The following is a 21,342-nucleotide window of genomic DNA, read 5'->3' as shown; positions in this document are numbered from 1 at the left end:
GTGAGCAGAGGCAAGATCGGGAGCACCACATGACTGCGTATATCATTCGGCGCCTGCTCATGACGATCCCTGTCATGGGCCTGGTGGCCGTCTTTGTCTTCCTTCTCCTGCATCTTGCCCCCGGCGACCCAGCAGCCATCATGGCCGGGGACAATGCCTCGCCCGAGAACATCATGGAAATCCGTCGCAAGCTGGGCCTGGACGAGCCTTTGTGGCGGCAGCTTCTTGTCTGGCTCGCCAGCCTAGCCTCGGGCGACCTTGGCCGTTCCATGTTCTGGGGCGATCCGGTCACTACCCTGATCGCCCAGCGTGCCGAACCGACAATTTCTCTTGCCGTCACCACCATCGTGTTCGCCGTGACGGTAGCCGTCTGCCTTGGCGTGATTGCTGCAGCCAACGTTGGACGCGCTGTCGACCGCTTCGTGATGGGCCTCGCTGTCGCAGGCTTCTCTGTTCCGGTCTTTGTTGTCGGATACCTGCTCATCTTTTTGTTCTCCATCGAACTCCGCTGGCTGCCGGTGCAGGGCTATACGCCGCTCGCCGACGGCATCCTGGCTTGGCTTCACAATCTCATCCTGCCGACGCTGGCGCTCGGTCTCGCCTACGTGGCTCTTATCGCGCGCATCACGCGCACGACCATGCTCGATGTGCTGGCGGAGGATTACATCCGCACCGCCAACGCCAAAGGTGTGGCGAGGGCCCCAATGCTCTTGCGCCACGCCCTGAAGAACGCGGCCGTGCCGATCGTAACGGTCATCGGCATTGGTGTGGCATTGCTGATCGGAGGAGTGGTGATCACCGAGACGGTGTTCAACATTCCGGGCATAGGCCGGCTTGTCGTCGACGCGATCGCGCGGCGCGACTATCCGATCATTCAGGGCGTCATCATGATCTTCTCTGGCATCTATGTGCTGGTGAACCTGCTCGTCGACCTGTCCTACACGTTCCTCGACCCGCGCATTCGGTATTGAGATGACAGCCTTTTCCCAAATACGCGGCCGAAGAGCCGGCCTCCCCGCCCGCCTTGCCGAATTCGGGCGGCGCAGCCCGACAATCGTGATCGGCGCCGCGATCCTGATCTTCATGGCCTGCGTCGCGATCCTGGCGCCGCTCCTGGCAGGCGATCCCACCTTCATCAATCCCGTAGACCGCCTACAGCCCCCCTCTGGAACCTACTATTTCGGCACCGATCATCTCGGCCGGGACATCTTCGCGCGCTGCGTCTACGGGGCCCGCGTATCACTGATCGTCGGGCTGTCGGTGGCGGCTCTCGCCGTGGCCGGCGGGCTCGCCATCGGCCTCGCTGCTGGCTACCTGCGAAGCGTCGATAATCTGGTGATGCGGTTGATGGACGGATTGATGGCTATTCCGGCAATTCTGCTGGCCATCGCCCTCGTGTCCCTCAATCAGGGCGGTGTTGTAATCGTCATCGTGGCAATCACCATTCCGGAGATTCCCCGCGTCGTGCGTCTGGTACGCTCCGTCGTGCTGACCACCCGCGAGCAGCCCTATATCGAGGCGGCGATCAGCGGCGGCAGCCGCAAGCTTAAGATTATCCTGCGTCATATCCTCCCGAGCACGATCCCGCCGCTGATCGTCCAGGCAACCTACGTGGCCGCGTCGGCCATCCTGATCGAGGCCGGGTTGTCTTTCCTTGGCGCCGGCGTCCCCCCCGAGACACCGACCTGGGGCAATATCGTCGCCTCGAGCCGGCTGCTTCTGGCACGCGCACCGTGGACGATTTTCTTCCCTGGTGCCTGCCTCGCCCTCGTTGTCCTGGCAATCAATCTGCTTGGTGACGGACTGCGCGATCATCTCGACCCACGCCTGGCACGGCGGATGTAGCCAATGACCGCCCCCGTTCTCGAAGTTCAGAACCTCCACACCCAGTTCTTTACCCGCGAGGGCGTCGTGCGTGCCGTAGACGGCCTGTCCTTCACCGTCGGCGCGAAAGAGACGTTATCAATTGTCGGCGAATCCGGCTGCGGGAAGAGCGTGACCGCTCTATCGATCATGCGTCTCATCCCGGAGACCAGCGGCCGCATCGTATCCGGCGCAGTGCATTTTGGCGGGACCGATCTCACGAGCCTGCCGGAGGCGCAGATGCGCGGCATCCGCGGCAACCGTATAGCCATGGTCTTCCAAGAACCGATGACTTCGCTCAACCCGGTGATGACCATCGGCGATCAGATAGCCGAGACCGTTATGATTCATCAGGGTTTGGCGCGTGCGGCGGCGCTTGACCGAGCCCGAGCCATGCTCGATCTGGTTCGCATTCCCGATGCAAAGCGTCGCCTGGGCGACTATCCGCATCAGTTCTCCGGTGGAATGCGGCAGCGTGTCATGATCGCGATGGCGCTGGCCTGCAACCCTATGGTGTTGATTGCCGATGAGCCCACGACGGCGCTTGATGTCACGATCCAGGCGCAAATCCTAAAGCTCATGCGTGAGCTCAAGGACAGATTGGATGCCGCGATCATCCTGATCACCCACGATCTCGGCGTCGTCGCGGAAAACGCGCAACGCGTGGTCATCATGTATGCCGGGCGAAAGGTCGAGGAGGCGCCGATGCTCGAACTCTTCGATCGCCCGCTTCACCCCTATACGCGCGGCCTCATGGCTTCGATCCCGCGCGGTCGCCGCCCGGGAACGCACACGCGGCGACTGGCGGAAATTCCCGGGATCGTGCCATCACTGCGAGAGCCAATTGTGGGATGCGCCTTTGCGCCGCGGTGCGGGTTCGCAACTGCACACTGCCACGCCGAGGCGCCGCCGCTCACCGAACCTGTCCCGGGCCATATTGTGGCGTGCTGGGAAGCCAACCGGAGCACACCCGTATGACGGCGCCGGTGCTCGAGGTCGACAAGCTGATCAAACATTTCCCCGTCCTTCGCGGCGGGCTTCGTCGTGCTGTGGGCCAAATCAGGGCCGTCGATGGCGTCTCCTTCGCCCTGCGCGGTGGCGAAACCTTGTGCCTGGTTGGCGAGTCTGGGTGCGGCAAGTCGACCGTCGGCCGTCTCCTGGTCAGGCTCATGCAGCCGACCTCGGGCCGCGTCATGCTCGATGGCGTCGACGTGACACATCTCGACGAGGAAGGCATGCGGCCGCACCGCCGGCGTATCCAGATGGTGTTCCAGGATCCTTATGCGTCACTCAATCCGCGGCTCACGGCCGGCCAGATCGTCGGTGAGCCTCTGGAGAACTTCGAGGAGCTGACCAGCACGGCGCGCGAGGAAAAGGTCGTGATGTTGCTGGAGCGGGTCGGCCTGCGCGCCGACGCGATGGTCAAATATCCGTTCGAATTCTCCGGAGGGCAGCGCCAGCGGCTCGGCTTGGCGCGCGCCCTGGCGCTACAGCCGGCGGTGATAGTGGCCGACGAGCCGGTCTCAGCGCTCGACGTCTCAGTGCAGGCGCAGGTCATCAACCTGATGATGGACCTGCAAGAGGAATTCAACCTGGCCTACCTCTTCATCTCGCACGACCTTGGCGTTGTCGAGCATATCGCACACCGCGTGGCAGTGATGTATCTAGGCCGCATCGTCGAGATGGCGGACAAGGAGGCACTGTTTGCTCACCCCCTGCATCCTTATGCGGAAGCACTGATCGCCGCCGCCCCTGTGGCCGATCCGCGCGCCCAGCGCCGCGAGCTGGTGATCGAAGGCGACGTGCCTAGCCCGATGAACCCGCCACCGGGCTGCCACTTCCACACACGCTGTCCCTACGCGATCGATCGCTGCCGGATCGAAACCCCCGATTTGCGGGAAGTGACGCCAGGCCGCTGGGTGTCTTGCCACCTCCGCGAATCAGCGGCTTGAGAAGTCCCGCCTAACGGACACTAGGGTCTGAGGTTTCAGCGCCGGATGGATCTGAGACTCGAAGCCCGAACGCATGCACTGACACAAATGCTAAGTGTCACGGAAGCTGTCCAGAAACTGATGCTAAGTCATTGATTCCGACACTTCCGGTGCCGAGGAAGTTGTCCCGGATTGCCTCAGAAGCTGTCCTGTTTTGCAAGCCGTGCCTCAAAAGCTGTCCTGTTTGAGCCAAGTTACTGATTTTTGGTAACCGCATCAGATTTCTTTTTACGTCCGCGCTTCTTCTTCCAGGCGGACGTGTCGACGCCAACGAGTGCCTGCTTGATCACTCGGGGAAGCCTGTCGCCAACTTTCATCCTGCTGAGATGCCAAATCCAGTATGGATCCGATTGGGGCTCGATCGCCAACAGAGATTTACGGATGGCCGCCCCAACCTTGTCAGCGGGCTGGGTCATCATTGCGAGCCCCAGACTGAGCGCGCGGTTCAGATCAGGGAATGCACCGTCAACAATTGTTTGGTCGCCACTTTTAAGGTCGCCGTATCGGGCAAGCCCGCCTGGATCTGCCGCGTCGTCCAGGATGTCCAACCTGATTGCCATTGGAAGGTTGGCGGCTGCCACCAGAACCTGGGGCAGCGTCGCCATTGTCAAACCGCTTAGTAACTCCGGGGTATCGCCGTCGGAACCAAAAAGCTGCCGCTGGATGTAGGAAGCTCCCTCCAAGTCGACATCGGATACGGGTTCAGCGGTCGCTTCAGTAAGATCCTGACCGCATTGGCAGGCCCGGTTACTGTGGGTGCGCCACCGGTGTCCCAATTTGCATTTTGGCTTGGGACATATGGATTGGAGTTGCACCCGATGCTTCACACAAACCCTAATGGCATAAAAGGTCCAGGCCAGCCGGTGATATGGCGCATCTGCCAGGCAATGTGGGCAGTAATATCGGTGGCCCCTTTGCAGTTCAGGCCAAGCGTCGCCCAAGTAGCGCCCGTATGCAGGCGTTGGTTCCATCGCCGGGTTCAGCGAAAGCCAAGGGGCCCGGATTTCCTCAATGGGCGTATCTGCGAGCAGCGCCAAACGTGAAAGCTGTTCTGGGGTGAAGTAAAGCAACGGGAAATCGAGCCCCGCTGATTTAGAGACCTTAATAGGATCGCTGAACTGGTTGGCTTCGGTGATCCGGATGATCAGGCCATTTATGGCTTCATCAGGATAGACCCGGGGCACACACCATTGAGGGAGCGGCGATATATCGTCTTCAGGCAATCGTTCAGACCAGATCTGCCCGAAGGAAAACCTTGCGAGCCAAGGAAAACTGGCTCGATATGGCAAGGATTCTTGCTGAAATTCAAGTATTCACCTTAATTTCGAGCATTCGAATGGCGGAATCCTTGAATGCTTTCAGCGGCTCACCACCGTAGGCGCTCGACCTCAGCCCGCCAGAATACGAACTGGCGCCCCCCATCGACACCTGGACCGGTCACAGGCTTTAGGCCCGCAGCTTTGAGCTGGTCGGAAGCCCAGCCTTGATAATGCCCGACATCACGGCCGAGCTGGCTGGGGATCACATAGGCATTTCTGAAGCGCGCCAACTCGGTCTCGGAAACGACGCGCCCTTTGTATCCTGGCCGCCGCTCTGACTTCAGCAGAACACGACGTTCTAGGTGATATGCGACTTCCTGCTTCACCCCGAGCGCCTTGGCAGCTTCCGGCAGCGTCAGGACGTCGAGGCCGGTCATCTGGCGGGTGAGCGCACAGGCATCTACACCAATACGGGCCAACCCGACTTTCTCCGGAATAAGCCGCCCTGGCACGTGTCGCATCGCCAGGATGGATTTGAGTAACCGGGCCATGCCGATTCCACGTGTGTTTAGCTCGCTGATGACCGAGGTCATCGGCCGCAGAACACCCACCGGCAATGTCGGGTCGATGACACGCTCGAGTTCCCTGACCAGCCTGTCGACCCGGCCACGGTGCCATGCCTTCCTTCTGAACAATTCGGCAGCCAGCCCATCGGACGGTACCAGGTCCCACCCCCGTATCAATCGCCTCGTTAGAAGTTTAGTGCAGCCCAGCTGCTGTTGGATGCCCCTACGGTCGACCAATCCGTTTATCTCTTCTCGAAGATTCAGGACGAGTTGCGTCCGCACGAGAATCGGCGCGCCACTGCCACCACCAGTTTTCACGTGACCGCCAGCTATGAGCAATGGCCTCAGGCGTTCCACGCGACAGCGCAGGTGCCGTCTGGCCTCAGTCAGGGTCATCCGGTCGACGCTGTGAACTGCCTCCAAGCGTCTTGTCCTGGTGCGAAGCTCCGGGTGGTCGGCGAAGTGAGCCCGCAACGCTTCTTTCAGGAAACGCTGCAGCGTCGGTGAGTGATCGCCATAGAGCAACCAGTTTCCAAAAGCACCAAAGGAACGCTCGAAACCATAGCGGCCTCGATGGCCGATAGCGCCAGCTAGGCGTCTATCCAGCAAGTCGCTGAATGCGTGAGGCCAGTTCCGGCATACCTCCACGCCCGCTGCGAGGATACCGGGGATGCCGTTCGATGCACTGAGATTACGGATTGGTCTCGGTCGCCGCGTACGCCCTGTTGCATACCAGCCCATCAGGTAGGCCAAGGTAATCTCGTCAGCCGGAGACAAAACCACGCCAGGCAAAATACCCTTGCCATTCTGTCCTGGTTCAAGCGTCTGCACTAAGGTGGTCAGGCCTGCCAGCTCTGAATCTCGCACCATTCTCTTTCTAGCGCGCCGGAAATCAAAAGCGCATTCGCAGAGACACAGACTGGACCACTTCCATCCCAAACGACGGTCGCAGGACGGACAACTGCTTAGCAGTTCCCTGCGGTGCCGGTGGCAAATCGTGACAAAACTCAGGTCCCAGATGGCGCGGTGATAAGCCGCCTCCTGGAGGCATTCCGGGCACGCACGTCGCTGCTCGACGGTGACAAATTCACGGGGAATTTTGTGACCCTGGAAGTTCACTGTCCGGCGGGCCATTGGCCAATAAGCCGCGTTTTTCAGAGCGCTTCGAGGCACACCTGTCAACGCTGACAGCTCAGTCAGGTCAAAGGGTACGGTGGCGGCAGAAGGAATGTATGGGGAAGAGATTCCCGCATCTAAAAGAAGCGGCAATGTGCGCCCGAAATGATTGGCCTCGGATACCCGTGCGGCAAAGCCGATCAAGGACTCGCCTAGGATAATGTCTACGGTGGTAGGCAGGCACGCAATGTAAGGCTTCGGCATGGCGTGCCTACGGTTATAGAGCGTCTTTTTGCCGGGCCTTGCGTGCCCCGCGGCGGCTACGCAACGCCTTGTTGGAAAGATCCAGTACCGCCTTCTCTGGAACAAGCACCGCTTCTTTGGCGAAGGGGTTAGGCTGAGACCAGATTCGAGCAGACCTGCCCTCGTCGAACTCTTGCTGTTTCATCCTCTCGATGGCCAGATAGAAGTGTTCATGAGTGAGTGTCGGTGCCTTCCTACGCACAGCGAGCTTTACAGCCGCAATCACGACATCTGCCGTCAGACCAATTAGGCCACCCGTGAAGACATAGAGGCGTAGCGCAGTGTCCGGCTGCCAGATTTGGGGCAACGGGTGGAACTCGGTCATCAGGGCTTCCATATCAGCAAGGAAGCCCATGAAGTCCTTACGCTCATTCGGATCGTGCCAGTCCATTGCCTCCATACGGATGAACCCATCGGAACGTCGGCGAAGCTCACTGCTGATGTTGAAGATTCGAACAATCTCCGGCGTCCCGCAAATTGCGATGGATGCCCCACATACATTCGCGAGATGTACCAGGTGACGGCGGACACTCACGATAACCTTGTCGCTCTTATCCAGCGCGTGCTGCGCCTCGTCAAAAATAATCAGCAAGACGCCTGCGTCTTTTATTCGCTGGATGACCTCCGGCGTCTGTTGCTGCTCGACACCCGTATGCGCCAGGAAAGGCTTAAGACCAAAGGCACGGTTGATAGCCGCATTCACACCTTTGATAGTCGCATTGGCAGGTATGCTCACAACGACGACAGGGTATATTTTCTTGTCGCCCACTTTTTGCACGGGATAGTGTCTGGCCCACTCTTCGATTGTGAAGGACTTGGCGGCTCCGGATTCGCCCACAATGTAGATACTGCGGGTAGGCCGCTTTTTATTGAGCCCAATGCGCCCGTACTGAAGGCAGTCGTTCAGTTCATTCCAGATTTTGCCTTCCCCTGGATAGCGATGATAGGTAGACGCGAGCCTCTCGAGCATGGTTTTGACAGGCGTTTCGGCCATCACTTCGTCCAGGCTGATGGCGCGAACGCCATAGCTTTCTTCAATCATCGTGGTCTCCTCCATTGTACTTAGCCTTGAGCCCTGCTGCGCTTGTGGGCCTGAATCTCGTCCAGTGTAATAGGCCCTGCCGCCGGGACCGGAATCTCGGCCTTGGGCGCCGCTGGTGGTCTGGCAACAGCGTTGCCTTCAGTTGGGCGCGTATTTGAGTTGTCGTTGGACTGGTCTGCCATGACCTTTGCCTCCATATGAGCGTTGAGCGCCCGCAAGTTCCGGTCGGTGAGATTGCCCTCTTCGCGCAGTCGCACGGTGAACTCGTACAGCCATACCTTCGCCTTGCGCAGATCATTCTCGTAATACTTGTTGGTCTCACGGGCATCTTTCAGAACGCGCTGCCGGATTAGGTCATGAACTTCCTTCGGCAGCTTGGAGGCATAGTCACCCATTCGCAGCACTGGCACTTCGATGTACGGATTCATGCCGGGCGCCTTGATGTCCGGGTCGCGTACCCAGATTTTCGAAATGTCCCGCATGTCGTACTTGAATTCGACTTCGTCGCCTTTATGGCGATTTACCAAGGAGACAAAGGCTGGTGACTTGGAGGAGTAGTCCAGGCTGAACGTCCTGATGCCGTTGAGCGACAGGACGCGTCGCCTCGTAATCATAAGGGCGTTGTCGAGCTGGCGTGTATCCGGCGGCGGCAATTGGCGCACTTTGGCCCGCCTCCAGACCTCGAGTGGCGGCAACATGTTCAGACCGGCGTGCGGTTGACAGTGGTAGACGTCCACGATCCACTTGGTAATCCAATATTCCAGCTGCTCCAGCGTGAATATGGCGTGCTTCTTGGATTTATACCGACCCCTCTTCCAGTAATTCGGGAAGGTCGTTCCATCCAGGGTCTTCATCTGGCCCTGGAAAGTGCGGAACCAGCTCTCGATGCTGCCCTTGAACCAAGGCTTCAGCTTGGGGCAAAAAATCATCGTCGTGTGCAGGAAGCGCAAAGCTTCAGAGACGGAATCGCTGTGCAGATCCTTGCCGTTGTCACACACGATGTACTGCGGGCGGCCGCCGCAGGGCCAGTCTTGGTTAATCTCTTTAAACTTTGTTTTGATGTACTTCTTGCTGAATACCGCGTGGCGCAGGGCAAGTAGTACGGTATGAGCTGAGGGCGGCGCGTAACCGATATGGAAACCGACGATCATACGGGAATACCTGTCGATGATGGTGGTAATCCACGGGCGTTTCAGGACAATCTTGTGCTCCCAGTCCACCACGATGATGTCCACGGGCGAATGGTCGACCTCCAACACCTCCATCGGTCGGGTGGCTTCAGGACCGTATATCTTTGGGTCAAGCTCGGCCTGAGCCGCAATCTCATCCTGTTGCGCCACCATCTTTTTGCGCGGGTCTAACTCTGCCAGACGACGATAGATGGTGCGCTTTGACGGCAATTTGACGTGGGGAAACTTGTCTTCGATGTGGCTTTTCAGATAGCTGTAGAAGTCCGCACCGTTGCATGGCGGTTGGCGCATGTAGTGCTGCTGGAGCATGTTGTGGAAAGGTATGTCGAAGTCCGCGCCAGTCATGATGTCGCGGGAGCCTTTTTCAGCATGACGCGGAATGACCGCGTTCATACTGGGGATTCCTGAATTCTTTGCCGCCCGAATCCAGCGCTGCACGGATTTCACCGACGGCCTTCCTAACATGGGGAGCCTTCTAAAGACGCCCTCAATCACAATCTTCACCAATCGCGGCTTGGGGCCACCACTGTTACCCGACTTGAACCAGGCGTCGACATACGCCCAGTGCCATGCGGTCTGCGCTGCAGTCGTGCCCTTGAGCTCTGACGGCAGGACGCTGGCGTAGTCCATTCGTGTCCGGCGAAAATCGAGCGGGTCTTCGACACTGTTGGTTTCCAGCTCGCCAGTGCTGTGCAACTCAAATAGTTCAGCAGTGTCGATGGCTTCGTCGCGATTGTCCTCGATATGCCGCAGATTCAGCTTACCCGACCGCGAGTGATCGCCTTTGACGGCGAATACCTCTCCCCGGATTCTGAGCCGCTTCAGTTCGTGGTAAGCAATATCAGCCATTGGCTTCGCCTCCTGAGGCGCTCACATGTCCCGTCCGCAGTATGGTCTTAAGGCTTGGCGCTGCTGATTCGGTCGGAGCGCTCGCTTTCCACAGGATGCAGCGTGGTTCGTCCTGCAGCCCGGTCGTCTAGGAAAACCTCATAAACAACTCCCTGGATCCGAATGAACCGGGTATTGGGCACCTTCGATTTGGCTTCAGGGGAGTTCACATCGGCTTGGGTAGCGACACTTGGAAGCGCGCTGTCGCGCGGTGAGTTCGGGCCAGTGATGGACGTCATCACATCACCTCCTTTTCGATTTTTATGGCGCAGGGATATATCGGACTTGCTGAGACCGGGCTATTAGAACCCAATCGACACGTCACGATATCTATGGAGAACCTGCCTGTTGCTGCAAGCTGCAGCAGTTCGTCCGGGTCGTTCACAAAGGAGTCGACGATTTCCAGCAGCTCGCCGAACGTGCGTGGGTTGCGTTGGTCGAATGCCAGGCTGACGGCCATCGGCAGATGTTCGTTAGGCACTACCCAAGGATTGCAGGCATCCCACAGCGTCAAAGCATTTGTTCGGCGTGGCTCAAGCAGAATCTCTCCGGATTCCCGAATGCTGTAGATGACGCCTTTAGCTGCGAGCTGTTCAGTAAGGATCTCCGTACGCTCACGGAAACTTTCCACCTTCCCGTCGGGCTTGACTTCGTAGAGGTACTTCCTCTTGTCGTTGTCTATGGATTCCAGGTCCGGCGTATGAGTGTGTTTAACGCCTGCCTTGTCTCGCCACTTTATAGTCTCTGGCTGCTCGAAGTACGACTGCACAGTGTTGTCGACCTCGTGCAGAATCTGCAGAACGTGTTCAGCCAATGAGGCACCGCCCACTGAGCGTTCATTCTTTCTGCTCGGCATCAGGTAGACACTCTTGGTCGTCCGAGGCGTAACCACCTTGCGAACCGGGTTGCGCTCCTTGCGCTTGACAGGATTTTTAGCCATTCGTCGGCTCCCGATACTTGCCCAGCCGGATATGCGCTGTGTGGAACCTCGGGAAAACCGACAACCGCTCGTGCCTATCTGGCGATCGAAGCTGGCACTCGGTGATTCCCCTTGGCATGGGAATGAACGTGCTCTTGATCCATCGCCTCAGGGTCCGGACCGACGGCGGCCGTTTGTCGCCAATTTGTTTGGCGGTTCCGTGTATGGAGTATTGCATGGCATCTTTTCGGCTAATGTGAGCGAGATCCAAATTCGCGAAATCCCTCACATAACGTGACCTCAGGTTCGCCTCCTGCAACGTGCTCATTGTCGACCCACAGACTGGGCGGGCAAGCATTGCAAGGTCAGACGCGTCTACAGCTTCGGCAGTGTCTTCCTTGGTCATAATTGCCTCCTTTCAGGCATAGGGGTGCCTTTGCGGGAAGCGCAAACTTCCCGCTGGCGGTAGAAGCTAAAAGCAGTGGTTTCTTGTTACTTGCGGTGGCCCGGCATCAACGCAGGTCCCACCCGACTTCCGTCTGCCGTCCGGCTCACTAGGTCGGCATCGGCGTGATTCTTCGCGAGCTGCTCCAGAAGTTGAGCAGTGACTAATTCTTTCCCATTGTCGCAGACAATTGTCGCAGGCAGACCGAAGCTCGGCCAGTCGCTGGTAATTGCTATGCTGCGCACTTTCATTTCAGGCTCAGCCATTTCTCGGCTCCACGACAATGATATCCAGTGGCGCGTGGTCTATTTCGACCACGACTGAGTCAGCCAGTGAACTTTCAAGAATTGACCTCACGAGGTCTGTGTCAGGCGCAGCTTCGGAGACGTGAAAACCAGCTATCATCCTGCTGTGCTTGTCGATAGCGACCGTCAAGTAAGGTCGCTTCCCGACTGCACTGCGCTTTGAGGGATAGTGAGAATCCGCATCGTTCTTCCTGATGGCCTTCATATTGGTTCTCCTTGTCTACGAGTTCATTACGCTGTTGAGATCGAAAGAGATTGCTAAATTGCGCCTCTTCGTTTCAGCGACAGCGCACTAAAATCTTTCGCATTTCTTTCGTCTGCGCATTAGCAACATCTCCACTTAGAACTTCAGCAACGCGTGATCGCAGGCGCCGAAATACCCACAGGTCCAAACAACACACAATAGGGATTCACACAGGGCTACGCAGATTCAGGAAAGACCGTGAACACGGAGGAATCCCGTTCTTGTCAACATTGCGGACATGGGATTTGCGTTCTTGTCAACATTCAACGCAGTGAACAGAGCGGCAGCTCTAGATTCCAAGATATGGCATCCGATCGTACGCTGCGGTGTTCGTATTTCGCGGCGACACGCATACCTAGGTGGACCTTCGGATAGCGTCACTTGCATCGATGGCCGCTATCATTTCGAAGAGCGGACACTTACCGCGATTGAAGTCCAACTTTCCTCCGATTCCCACATGTCAAAGACGAGTTCCGAATATCGCGGTCACGGTTCTCAACAGCGAAAAGCAGTTGGGCTCGGCCAGATCCGTCCGATCGTGAGGCCGAACACCACGCCGACAGACGCCAGCACTGGCCCGAAGCGGCCTGTTGCTCGACACCATCGTGAGACCATCCTCAACATACTCGCTAAGCGGCAAGGGCCGGTTAAATGGACAGAGTTCCGGCAGGCGCGCGTGGAATCCACCGCCATGCGGGACATGGTGCGAGAAGGTACCGTGATCCACCCAACACCCGGCGTCTTCGCATTGCAGAGGGAGTACGAACCTCTTCCCTTTGCACTCAGCGTTCTGCGCGCGCATGGCACTGAGTATTTCCTGTCGCTGACCAGTGCGGCTCGCTATCACGGGCTTATCCCAGAGATTGATTCATTTCTCTGGGTCGTGATGCCTGACAATCGGAATACTCTCCACGAGGTCGCTGGGTTCTTCCCCGTGCCTGTTCGCTGGCGCCAGATGCACCTTCCTTCAGAGCCGTTCACGTTGTCCGACGGCCAACGACTATCAGTAGGGTGGACGCCTGGCATGTCGCGCGAAGAATCAACCGAAAGATTTCTTGGGGTGTATCGGGAGTGGATTTATGGCGCCGAAGTCAAGATCACATCACCGGCGAGGACGATTTGCGATCTTCTGATGTTTAGGAATCGTCCGATTGGCCGCGTCGGTCTGGAGGGATTGTTTATTGAGGACAGCATCGCATTCAGTGCCGTTGCCGAATACGCCCGCAACTTCGAAATGGCCTCAGCGCTAACCATGGCCGAGCGGCTGGGATATGGCGACAGGGTCACAAGCTCGCTTCGGATTGCAAGCCATATGCTGGAAACGCCCGCGCCGCGCTTGTAAATGTTCTCTGTAAAGCTAGCTGTTGGCAATACTAGACAGGCTTATCTGATCCTATCCACCGCTGCCGACCTGATCAGCCCGTCTTTACTCTCTTCCGCGGCCGCTTCACGGGCTCAGTCCCCGTCGGCTTCTCCGCCAATATCGCCAACAACTGGTTCGCCTCGGCCAGCGTCACCGGGCCGGTCGACGTCAACATCGACCTGAACTTGCCCACAGCGTCATCCACCGCAGCCTGCGATTTGCCCTTTCGGACCCGGGGAGCCCAGGTGAACAGTTCGTCCAGGTTACGGCGCAGGTGCCAGCTGATTCGATAGAGGATCCCAAGCTGGGTGAAGAACTCGCCCCGCTCAAGGTTGCCGATCGTATCGAGGCTGGTCTCGACCTTGTCAGCCAGTTCCTGCTGGGTCAGCCCGGCTTCCAGACGGAAACGGCGGATTTGGGCCCCTAGCTGGATCAATAAGTCTTTCTCGCGCATCGGCGGACATTGGGCCGATACGGTGCCTATGTTCTATGGCACTGTATTCCATGTTTTAACGAGTTGACTCATTTCAATATGGCATATACCTACAGATGTACTGCCGGATGCGGCTTACCGCGTCTGGCGAATCGATAGTCAATGGTCAAACTTTGGGGGTAACGGTGCTGGTTGTGGACGGTCGGCTCGAGGTGGTCGGGCCAAGCATCAGCGACAGGAGCGGTCTGCGGAAATACGAGTACCTTCGGTTCCGGGATCCATCCGGCAAGGATGCCTTGATCAAGGACGTCATGGCGCTCGAGTTGGTCGCCTCGTACCTAGTGCCTGACATCACCGGACGGTTCATCTTCGGCGACAGAGGCATGATCAAGCTCATTGCCATGAAAATTGGAGATAAGGTCGTCGACGATTGTGACAAATGGCGCGAAGAGAAGAAGGCGGGCTTCCTGGCAGCGGCTATCATTACTGGACTTCCGTTCGCCGTCGGATTGGGCGCAGCCCTGTTCAAGAATGGCGTCATCTTTTTCATGGCAGTTCTGTTTGCGCTTCCGGCCTGGTTATGGGCGTTTTTCGTAATCTTTGTGCCGCACCTCAAGTATGCAATTCCCGCCCAGTCCGAAATTGACCAGGCGCTGGGCCAGGAGTAGCCCGGATTCAGTTCAGCGAGGACCAGATATGAAACTCATCGCCCCCAAAGCCAAAGGAACAAGCCATTTAGTGGCTCCGCCTGCCCGGTCCCCAATGAGCAAAGCAGACTTCGCGGAGCAGTTTTCAGCAGTGCCCGTTCATCACCTAGGCGATGACACAAATCCCTTCTCGCAGATCCAACTCGCGACAGAGATGCAGGCCAGGATGACCCGCCTGGTTCGCAAGTAAAGTTAAGGGAAGCGCCATCGTGAAGGGCCACCAGAACAACTCTCGCACGGGCGGGGCTGCAGCCAAGGTGGTTGCCGCCGCGCACAGTGCTCCGCCCGTCCCAAGCTTCACTCGCACACGTGTCCGCAGTATCCGCCGCAAGGCGAAGTGCAGCCAATCCACGTTCGGAATTTTGCTGAATGTGGGAAAGCCAATGGTTGTAGCTTGGGAGCTAGGTTCAAAGAAACCGCGCGGTCCGGCTGCCCGGCTACTGGATATTGTCGACCGCAAGGGTATCCAGGCTTTGCTCTGACTGTCGCCAAAAAATCTCGGCGGCCGGTCAATGTGGCATTGACTCCTACATTTGTGCCGCTATTGTTCTCCGCATGAGGTGCTCAGACCCGCATTCGGCCATTCAGCTGGGGAAGTCCCAGCCACGAACCGACTACGGCCTCGTTGCCCCTGGCGCCGGAGCGGCCCAGTCCCCCCGCATATCCGCGGATTGGCAACCCAACCTTATGGCTGTCAGGGGACAAGACGATGCTTATCATCTCGCCGAATGGCGTCGACCGTGACGCTGACGTCGAACTGCGCCGCCTTCAGGCGCTTTGCAGTGATTTGGCCAAAATCGCTGGTGGTTACCAGCCCGTAGCGGAATTGGCCGACGCACCATTCCTAGACAACTACGCAGGTACTTTCAGGATGGCCCCGTGCTTGACTGGAATTATCCACGGCCATCCGACGGTCCGCGGACCCGCTGTATTGACGTCTGATCTATGGGTCTATGCGCCTGAGCTCGGCTGGGCTCGAACGCTAAACCGATTTTACCGCCTTGGGCGACCAATGGCGGAACGCGATGGCGTCCGACGGCACTGACGTGCCCACCAGACCACCGAACCTTAGACGCAAGCCGTCTCTCGCTTCGTTCAACCAGGTAGGAATCCATGATCACCATCGATTGTGGTCGCCAAATGCACGGCGACTTGAATGCCCGCATTGCCCAGCTGACGGATCTCACCCGCGATCTGATGCTCATCGCCAACGGAGATATCCCGATCCCAAGCATTGAAGCGGCGCCATGTCTCGACCAGGTCGTCCTCGCCAAGAGGGTAATGCCCTGTTTGATCGGACATTTGGATGAAGCGACCGATTACAGCCGCGTCTTCCGGACATCCGAGCTCATGGTCGCTGACTGGGAAACCGGCTGGGTGCGAACCCAGGGGCGTTTCTATCGCATCCGGCGCGTGCTGGACCGAGCCACGAAGTGACGTCGCTGGAGGCACATCGTGGAGAACACCCCGCCTATCCGAGGCCGCCGCTCGTTCCTGAAAGACCGCGGCACCCTGAACAGCAGGTAAGAGCAGATAAGGAATAGCGAGATGCCAAACTTTGATTTCACGGTGATTGTGAAGCTGCCGCATGGGGCACAAAACTCGCAGGTATATCTCGATGCCTTGTTTGAAGATGGGTGCAACGATGCCTCTGTTATTGAAGTCACGCCAGAAAAAATTTCACTCCACTACCGTCGGACTTCAGGAAAGAAATTTGACGCAATTGACGACGCTATCCGTGAATTTATCGATAGTGCGGTCTGGGTTCGCCGGGATGCCGGAACTCTGACAGAGACCTATCTCTTCGATGTCTTGGATGATGGAGAGAAAATTGGCGACGCACGGTTCGATCTGACTCAGAACGGCCGGTGAGACATGAAAATTGCACTCATGTCCGATCTGCATCTGGAATTCGAGAAGCCCTCAGCTCACCCCCTGCTAGACGCTGAGGATACTCACCCCGCACACGCCGCAGGTTCGGACGACCGTAAAACCATGAAGGGGCCGGACCTACGCGCATTGAAGGCAGGGCAGCCTGACATGCTCATCTTGGCTGGTGACATCGATCTGGGCAGCAAGGCGATGCAATATGCGAATGCTGTCGCCCAGTACCTTGAGACCTCAGTGGTTCTGTTGCCGGGAAATCACGAATTCTACGGGGCGACAATTGAAGGCGTGACGCAGACCTCGACGGAGCAAGCCGATCAGGCCGTGTTTGCAAGCAACACCGTCTTGAGAATGCCTCAGCACGGTGTCCGCATCCTATTCACGACTCTTTGGACTGATTATGACGATGTACCGCCGAGGCTGAACGACTATCGCCTTATCGGTTATCAGGGACGACTTCTTAGACCCTCCGATACCCAGAAGTTCCATAGAGATGCAGTTGCTTGGTTGGATAGGGAACTATCCAACCCATGGGATGGCAGGACCGTCGTGGTTACGCATCACGCCCCAAGCCTGCGGAAAGAACTCTGGAATGTTCAATACGAGTTCACCCCTCTGATGAGGGCTTTCCATGCCGAACTGGACGACTTGATTGCGCATTACCGACCGGATGCCTGGTTCTTTGGGCACCACCATTGGTGTCTGGACGTCACAATCGACGGCACTCGGTTCGTATCCAATCAGCGAGGGTATCCCAAAGAATTCACGGGAGGGTTCGACCCCGCCAAATTTGTTGTCGTTTAGCTTTGGAGCAGGAGAGTTACTCAATGCCAGTTCGGATTATTGGACTGCCGGATGGCCTAAACGATTTCATTGAGGGCATGGTTCGTCTCGGCCGCCATCCTAGTCCCGACGGGGTTATCGTTGCCGCTCTCGAACGATATCTGCATGACATCGTCTCTGAAATTTGTCTGGCGGCCAATATCGATATGGGCAAAGCGGACATGGCCGCGTTGAAGTCGTTCCTGGACCAGTACGACGCAGCGCACCCAACCCTACCTGTACCAATCACAGAAGAGCTCAAGGCTCGAATCGAAATATTGGTCGGTCCAATCGCAGATATTGATTTCGACCCGGATCAGCCGATTGAGGGTGACGTGGAATTATGAACAGGCATGTTGCGTCAACCCTGTCACACACTACCCCGGCCATGGTCGATGCGTACTTCGCTGCGCGCATCGAACCCATCACAAACGCTGAGGACGCCAACCGGCTTCGCCTGTATCTGAAAGGACTGCTAGAGCAAAGAACATTCCCTCCGCTGCGTGGGAACTCCATCAACCTAAATGCTGCTGCTAAACTATGCGGCATTCCCCCAGATGTTATGCGGGAGATCCGGAAGCACCTGGTTCCCATTTCGAACAGCATATGCCGGACCCTTTTTGCGGTTGGTGCGCAGCCATACAGGGCGCCACCGACCAACATTCGACCGGAAACACTGAAGACCCAGCCAGCGCATAAGGCAGCCAAACCTGCGAACCCGCCCGATAGCGGGAAGCCTCGTCGAGGCAAGCGGAAAAAGACGATCGTCGAATTCCCTGAACCACTTTGGGATGCGAACACGGAGCGCATGGCCTTTCCAGCAGCTCTTGCTACCGAAATGAAGCGGCATGGCGATACTGTTCACCATCTCTACCGAGCAGTTGGTGAACCGGACCGGCTGGTCGACCCTCATAGCATCCGGATGTGGTGTACAGGCGAGAGGCAGCCCAGAACCATCCAGAGCTTCGAAGCACTTAGTCGTATTGAACGCCGTTACAGGCTCCCGGTCGGCTACTTTAAAGCCAGGCTGGCGCATCCGAGCCGGGCATTGACCGGGCACAGGATGCCTCAGGTTAAGCGAGCGGAAGCCCGCCGCCTGGCATGGCATCTGCCTGAGGATTTCAACCTGCGTTCCAGGGAGGAGCAGGATGAAATCTTGACCTGGGTACAGGCGAACATCATCACCGGTGCAACCGAATATCGGCGTTACCAGTCCACGGCTGCAAAAGTGCCCTACGCAGTGCGGTTCAATTCCCTGCAAACCAAGACACGCCGTAGGGGCACGGTTGAGCAGTCCGATGAGCCGAATGAGCTTGACCCCGAAATTCACAAGACTGCGTTCACCGCGCCGCCTCGACTGGAAGCCGAGATGAACGAGCTGGTCCGGTTCAAGACAGCAACCCTGACTGCACTCGGCCAGCAGCGGAACGGGGTCTGGAACAGCGAGACCGCAGCCCAGCGCATCGAGCACTTTGGCCTGATGTTCGGCGCTTTCGCGGCCTCCCCGCGGTCAGGCGTACGGGGTTTCGGCGCCCGCCTCGAAAGCCTGACCTTTGCAATGATGGTCTTTCCCCAGGTCTGGGACTGGTACCTGAACTGGCGAGAGCGGAAGCGCGGGTTCTACACGATGTGGGAATGCGACATGCTGGTTCTGGGCGCCGCCCTGACCCGCAAGGATACAGGTTGGCTGCGCCAGTCACCTCAGATCGCCCAGCATCTGGAGGTAATTCCAGGTCTAATCACGCAGGAGGATCTTGTCCGCGTCCAAGCAGATTGGGATCTGGCTTGCGAACAGCTGCACCAGCATACCAAGCTTCGGAACCGCGAAATTGAGCGTGTGGCGCGTGTTCACCGCGACCCATTCGAGCCTATTCTCGTGGTCCTGGAAGCCGAGAAGCCGGTTGCGGAGTACCGAAAGATTACGGATGAGATTGTGCGGCTGATGCCGGATGAGCATGTTTATCCCCTCAGTCATGCCGAGGCGGTCCGGTCGTTCCTGCTGCTGCGTCTGGGCCTGCATCTAGGCCTAAGGCAGCGGAACATGCGAGAGCTCATGCTCTGCCTTCCAGGCGACAACCCTCGGTCAGAACGGCGGCTAGAAGAGCTCAGACGCGGCGAACTGCGCTGGAGCGATCGCGACCAAGGCTGGGAGGTCCTGATCCCCAGCGTAGCCTTCAAGAACGGAACATCATCATTCTTCGGCTCGAAGCCATTTCGGCTGGTGCTGCCAGATCTGGCTGACCTGTATGCCTACCTGGAGGCCTATATCAATCGACACCGGGCGCGGTTGCTGAATACTGCTGAGGACCCGGGCACCTTTTTCGTCAAGACAGCCAAAACCACCAGCACCGAAGCGGCCTACGACCAGAACACGTTTTACGAGGCCTGGCGTCTTACAGTGCAGCGATACGGAATCTTCAATCCATACACCGGGAACGGTGCCATCAAGGGCTTACTTCCTCATGGACCGCACAACATCCGGGATGTTCTGGCCACCCATATCCTGAAACAGACGGGTTCCTACGAGCATGCCAGCTATGCGATCCAAGACACGCCTGAGATGGTGTCAAAGCACTACGGGCGGTTTCTGCCGCAGGACAAGGCCGGGATCGCTGCCCAGGTACTGAACAGGGTGTGGGAAGGCACATAGAACTTTGTTCAACATTTTAAGGAGAATTGGACGATTCGGGCAAAATTTGCTGTGGATACTATGGGGGAAACGCCGATTTGACTCGAAGCGAATAGGAGCGCGCTATACTATATATTGTAGCTTAACATTTTCCTGTCCCGAGCTGTAGATGAAGTACATAAGCCTATTCAGTGGGGCCGGTGGTCTCGAGCATCCGTCGACTGTACCTTTACTGGTCTGCGAGAAAGACGAGGCATGTATTCGGGTGTTGGAGCGCCGGGTCGGCCCTGCCCAGATTCACCGGGATGTAAATTCGTTACAGCCCCCCAAAGCCGATGTGGTCGTAGGGGGATGGCCTTGCCAAGACATCTCTATTGCCGGTTCGATGGCAGGCCTTTCCGGAGCGCGATCAGGGCTTTTCTACCGAATGGTAGAAATTGCCATTGAGGCTGGCTCACATACGATCGTCGCTGAGAACGTCCCAAACCTGCTGACAATGAATGGGGGCAAGGAGTTCGAGGGGGTTCTGGCGTATTTTCGACAGGCCGGTTACCCATTTATTTCTTGGCGGACACTAAACGCTCGTCAATTTGGACTTCCACAGGATCGGAAGCGGGTCTTTATGGTCGCGTCCAAAGTTCGTGAAATTGCAAACACTCTTCACGCCCAAACTCCATCGGCGCCCATTAGCTCACAGACGGAGAGCCCAAGAGCTGCTGGCTTCTATTGGACAGCCGGAGGCCGATCGATTTGCTTTAACCGTGGCTACACCCCGGCATTGAAGGTCGGTGCATCTGACAATAAGGGACGGTCAGTCGTAGCTGTCTTTACCGACGGCCAAATTTCGAAACTGTCGGCCGACGGTTGTGCGCGTTTGCAGGGGTTTACCCCCGAAGACTTCGAGGGAGAAACGAAGACCGATATTGTTCGCATGGCGGGAAATGCAGTTGCTGTTCCAATGGGTCACTTTGTGATGAGCTTGGTCTTCGAACAACATAGATCCGATGTAGGAAGTTTTGGAGCTGGGCTTCAGGTTGGATTTGCTGAGATTTCTGAGAATGGATTTTCGGAAGACGGTTTTATTTGGACCGTCGCTCATCCTGAAGCTGAGTTTGCGACTAACCTTGATGAGTTTGTTCAAAATGACACTGGAGAGCCGCTGAGCGGACAAGCAGCTGCGGGCCTAATTGTAAGAAGCGCGCGAAGTGGACACGCACTTCCGCTCGATCTGTTCGACTCCTTGCTGGAGATCGCCCTACGCGGGGGGCCCATTAGAGGGTCGAGGTCGAACAGCTTTAATGAATTGAAAGAACTCGATCTTTCCAGCTACCGAAACGAACTAGAGCGAGTATTTCTGTCGGCGGCCTAGC

Annotated in this window: 20 protein-coding genes; 12 read left to right on the top strand and 8 right to left on the bottom strand. The window is 57.4% G+C overall.

Annotated features, from left to right (window positions below):
* Window positions 1–29: 29 nt before the first annotated feature.
* Genes AAG821_RS08760 through AAG821_RS08745 form a run of 4 tightly spaced genes read left to right on the top strand, consistent with a single transcriptional unit; the run spans window position 30 to window position 3,815 of the window.
* Window positions 30–971, top strand: a complete 942-nt coding sequence (locus AAG821_RS08760) for an ABC transporter permease (protein ID WP_341911014.1) — start codon at window positions 30–32, stop codon at window positions 969–971.
* Window position 972: 1 nt separating this feature from the next.
* Entirely contained in the window at window positions 973–1,845 is an 873-nt protein-coding gene (locus tag AAG821_RS08755; protein WP_341911012.1) for an ABC transporter permease, read from the top strand.
* Window positions 1,846–1,848: 3 nt separating this feature from the next.
* Window positions 1,849–2,841: an ABC transporter ATP-binding protein gene (locus AAG821_RS08750; protein WP_341911010.1), complete on the top strand. Its 993-nt coding sequence runs from the start codon at window positions 1,849–1,851 to the stop codon at window positions 2,839–2,841.
* Window positions 2,838–3,815 carry a dipeptide ABC transporter ATP-binding protein gene (locus AAG821_RS08745; RefSeq protein ID WP_341911008.1) on the top strand — a complete coding sequence of 326 codons (978 nt, stop codon included), beginning with the start codon at window positions 2,838–2,840 and terminating at the stop codon, window positions 3,813–3,815. Before AAG821_RS08750 ends, AAG821_RS08745 begins: the two co-directional genes overlap by 4 nt.
* Before the next feature lie 233 nt (window positions 3,816–4,048).
* On the opposite strand, the gene AAG821_RS08740 is transcribed toward AAG821_RS08745, so the two are convergent.
* The 7 genes from AAG821_RS08740 to AAG821_RS08710 all read right to left on the bottom strand — a co-directional run bounded on the left by AAG821_RS08740 (window position 4,049) and on the right by AAG821_RS08710 (window position 11,848).
* The gene (locus AAG821_RS08740) at window positions 4,049–5,077 is read right to left on the bottom strand and encodes a TniQ family protein (protein ID WP_341911006.1); all 1,029 of its coding nucleotides are present in this window, start codon (window positions 5,075–5,077) and stop codon (window positions 4,049–4,051) included.
* A 143-nt stretch (window positions 5,078–5,220) separates the two neighbouring features.
* Window positions 5,221–7,059, bottom strand: coding sequence for a TniQ family protein (locus AAG821_RS08735; protein ID WP_341911004.1), 1,839 nt, complete (start codon window positions 7,057–7,059; stop codon window positions 5,221–5,223).
* A gap of 13 nt (window positions 7,060–7,072) precedes the next feature.
* Complete coding sequence (locus AAG821_RS08730; protein ID WP_341911002.1) at window positions 7,073–8,140, bottom strand: TniB family NTP-binding protein; 1,068 nt, start codon at window positions 8,138–8,140, stop codon at window positions 7,073–7,075.
* A gap of 20 nt (window positions 8,141–8,160) precedes the next feature.
* Window positions 8,161–10,179 carry a Mu transposase C-terminal domain-containing protein gene (locus AAG821_RS08725; protein WP_341911000.1) on the bottom strand — a complete coding sequence of 673 codons (2,019 nt, stop codon included), beginning with the start codon at window positions 10,177–10,179 and terminating at the stop codon, window positions 8,161–8,163.
* A 47-nt stretch (window positions 10,180–10,226) separates the two neighbouring features.
* On the bottom strand, window positions 10,227–10,457 hold the full coding sequence (locus AAG821_RS08720) for a hypothetical protein (RefSeq protein ID WP_341910998.1): 231 nt from the start codon (window positions 10,455–10,457) through the stop codon (window positions 10,227–10,229).
* Complete coding sequence (locus AAG821_RS08715) at window positions 10,457–11,158, bottom strand: Tn7 transposase TnsA N-terminal domain-containing protein (protein ID WP_341910996.1); 702 nt, start codon at window positions 11,156–11,158, stop codon at window positions 10,457–10,459. The genes AAG821_RS08720 and AAG821_RS08715 overlap by 1 nt, the downstream gene beginning before the upstream one ends.
* Window positions 11,159–11,629: 471 nt before the next feature.
* A complete protein-coding gene (locus tag AAG821_RS08710; RefSeq protein WP_341910995.1) occupies window positions 11,630–11,848 on the bottom strand; it encodes a hypothetical protein in 219 nt (72 codons plus the stop codon).
* A 740-nt stretch (window positions 11,849–12,588) separates the two neighbouring features.
* Between AAG821_RS08710 and AAG821_RS08705 the strand changes: the two genes are divergently transcribed.
* Window positions 12,589–13,473 (top strand): hypothetical protein, encoded by an 885-nt coding sequence (locus tag AAG821_RS08705; RefSeq protein WP_341910993.1) that lies wholly within the window; start codon window positions 12,589–12,591, stop codon window positions 13,471–13,473.
* A gap of 73 nt (window positions 13,474–13,546) precedes the next feature.
* On the opposite strand, the gene AAG821_RS08700 is transcribed toward AAG821_RS08705, so the two are convergent.
* Window positions 13,547–13,948, bottom strand: a complete 402-nt coding sequence (locus AAG821_RS08700; protein WP_341910992.1) for a helix-turn-helix transcriptional regulator — start codon at window positions 13,946–13,948, stop codon at window positions 13,547–13,549.
* Window positions 13,949–14,112: 164 nt separating this feature from the next.
* Here AAG821_RS08700 and AAG821_RS08695 point away from each other — a divergent pair, with 164 nt between their 5' ends.
* The 7 genes from AAG821_RS08695 (at window position 14,113) to dcm (ending at window position 21,341) form a co-directional block, all read left to right on the top strand.
* A complete protein-coding gene (locus AAG821_RS08695; protein WP_341916245.1) occupies window positions 14,113–14,595 on the top strand; it encodes a hypothetical protein in 483 nt (160 codons plus the stop codon).
* 1,152 nt (window positions 14,596–15,747) lie between these two features.
* Window positions 15,748–16,071: a hypothetical protein gene (locus AAG821_RS08690; RefSeq protein WP_341910989.1), complete on the top strand. Its 324-nt coding sequence runs from the start codon at window positions 15,748–15,750 to the stop codon at window positions 16,069–16,071.
* A gap of 111 nt (window positions 16,072–16,182) precedes the next feature.
* Complete coding sequence (locus tag AAG821_RS08685) at window positions 16,183–16,506, top strand: hypothetical protein (RefSeq protein WP_341910987.1); 324 nt, start codon at window positions 16,183–16,185, stop codon at window positions 16,504–16,506.
* A 3-nt stretch (window positions 16,507–16,509) separates the two neighbouring features.
* Window positions 16,510–17,325, top strand: coding sequence for a metallophosphoesterase (locus tag AAG821_RS08680; protein WP_341910985.1), 816 nt, complete (start codon window positions 16,510–16,512; stop codon window positions 17,323–17,325).
* A 23-nt stretch (window positions 17,326–17,348) separates the two neighbouring features.
* The gene (locus AAG821_RS08675; RefSeq protein ID WP_341910983.1) at window positions 17,349–17,690 is read left to right on the top strand and encodes a hypothetical protein; all 342 of its coding nucleotides are present in this window, start codon (window positions 17,349–17,351) and stop codon (window positions 17,688–17,690) included.
* Window positions 17,691–17,731: 41 nt separating this feature from the next.
* Window positions 17,732–19,993: a hypothetical protein gene (locus AAG821_RS08670; protein WP_341910981.1), complete on the top strand. Its 2,262-nt coding sequence runs from the start codon at window positions 17,732–17,734 to the stop codon at window positions 19,991–19,993.
* A gap of 148 nt (window positions 19,994–20,141) precedes the next feature.
* A complete protein-coding gene (gene dcm / locus AAG821_RS08665; RefSeq protein WP_341910979.1) occupies window positions 20,142–21,341 on the top strand; it encodes a DNA (cytosine-5-)-methyltransferase in 1,200 nt (399 codons plus the stop codon).
* The last annotated feature ends 1 nt before the right edge of the window (window position 21,342 follow it).

This window comes from Ferrovibrio terrae (genome assembly GCF_943372915.1).
Classification (GTDB): Bacteria; Pseudomonadota; Alphaproteobacteria; order Ferrovibrionales; family Ferrovibrionaceae; genus Ferrovibrio; species Ferrovibrio terrae_A.
The sequence above is the reverse complement of the archived record's forward strand: the minus strand, read 5'-3'. Positions and strand labels throughout refer to the sequence as shown.